Raw genomic sequence first — 1,838 nt, 5'->3', positions numbered from 1 at the left:
ATCTACCGGCAGCAGCCGCAACGTCAGCGGCATCACATGGCAGCGTCCGACTACCGGTAACGTTATTGCCAACTTCGGCGGCAGCAACAAAGGCGTGGATATTGCTGGTACACAAGGTCAGCCTGTCGTTGCAGCGGCAGACGGTAAAGTCGTTTACGCAGGCTCAGGCTTGCGCGGTTACGGCAACTTGGTCATCATCCAACACAACTCCTCATTCTTGAGCGCATACGGCCACAACCAACGTCTGCTGGTTAATGAAAACCAAACCGTTAAACGCGGTCAAACCATTGCGCACATGGGTAATACCGATGCATCTCGTACTCAGTTGCACTTTGAAATCCGTCAAAACGGCAAACCGGTCAATCCGGCAAATTATGTTGCCTTCTAAGCTGATTCAAGCAACCTAATTTCAATTCAATCCCTGCCTAAATGTCATTTAGGTAGGGATTGTTTGTACCGGTTTCCCATGAAATTTCATCTTCCCTTTCTTTATACCCTGCTATTGGGCGGTTGCGCCGCGTTTTTGCCATCATTGGACGAACGCACCCAAAGCAGTTATCTTGACATACCTGCAACCCCGCGGCTGGACAGCGCATTAGGTATTCCTTCTACATCCTCCAAGACTGATGTTTCCCATATCTATCTGCTGAACGATGCCCATGAAGCCTTTGTCGCTCGTGCTACCCTGATTGAATCCGCCGACCATACCCTCGATTTACAATACTATATCTGGCACAACGACATCTCCGGCAAGCTTCTGTTCAACCTGATTCATCGTGCAGCTGAACGCGGCGTCCGTGTGCGTTTGCTTCTGGACGACAACAACACCAACGGCATGGATGATCTCCTGCTGGCACTCGACAATCATCCCAATATTGAAGTCCGTCTGTTTAATCCCTTTATTTTCAGAAAATGGCGTGCACTCGGCTACGTTGCTGACTTTCCGCGACTTAACCGCCGGATGCACAACAAATCGTTTACCGCCGACAACCGTGCCACCATTTTGGGCGGACGCAATATCGGCGACGAATATTTTAAGGTTAACGACGATACCATCTTTGCCGACCTCGATATCCTCGCCACAGGCCGCGTAGTAACAGAAGTGTCCCAAGACTTCGACCGCTATTGGGCAAGCCATTCCGCCTACAACGCGACCAGCATTATCAAACGGGGAAACCTGAAAAAAGGATTGGCAGAGCTTGATTACACCGACCAAGATAAAAACCAAACGCTCATCCGCTACCGTCAAAGCATCGAACACTCCAACCTCTATCAAAAAATGCAGAGCAACCTTATGGAGTGGCAAAGCGTCAGCACACGCCTGATCAGCGATGACCCGGCCAAAGGCTTAGACCGCGACCGGCACAAACCGCCTATTTCCGAACGCCTGCAAGACGCCCTCAAGCAACCTGAAAAAAGCGTTTACCTTGTCTCGCCCTATTTTGTACCCACAAAATCAGGTGTCAAAGCCATAGAAAAACTGATACACAACGGCGTGGACGTTACCGTTTTGACCAATTCGCTCCAAGCAACCGACGTTGCCGCCGTCCATTCCGGCTACGTCAAATACCGCAAGCCTTTGCTCAAAGCCGGGGTCAAACTATACGAACTCCAACCCAATCATGCCGTTCCGACCACCAAAGACCGCGGCTTAACCGGTAGCTCCACCACCAGCCTGCATGCCAAAACATTCATCGTGGACGAGAAACGCGTTTTCATCGGCTCATTCAACCTCGACCCACGCTCCGCACGCCTCAATACCGAAATGGGTGTCGTCATCGAAAGCCCCGAAATCGCAGGCCAAATGCAGCGCACCCTCGTTACGACCACCCCAAGCT

Annotated in this window: 2 protein-coding genes; both read left to right on the top strand. The window is 51.2% G+C overall.

The annotated features are described in order from the left end of the window. Positions 1–388: murein hydrolase activator EnvC family protein (locus ACTHUM_RS12880; protein ID WP_440403042.1), on the top strand; the 388-nt coding region annotated here is incomplete at its 5' end. A gap of 78 nt (positions 389–466) precedes the next feature. Next, positions 467–1,838, top strand: a 1,372-nt coding sequence (locus ACTHUM_RS12875; RefSeq protein WP_440403041.1) for a phospholipase D-like domain-containing protein, incomplete at its 3' end; no start/stop codon positions are given.

It is taken from the genome of Neisseria sp. P0021.S006, from assembly GCF_051956895.1.
Note: the sequence above shows the minus strand (reverse complement) of the source record. Positions and strands in the feature narration are given on the sequence as shown.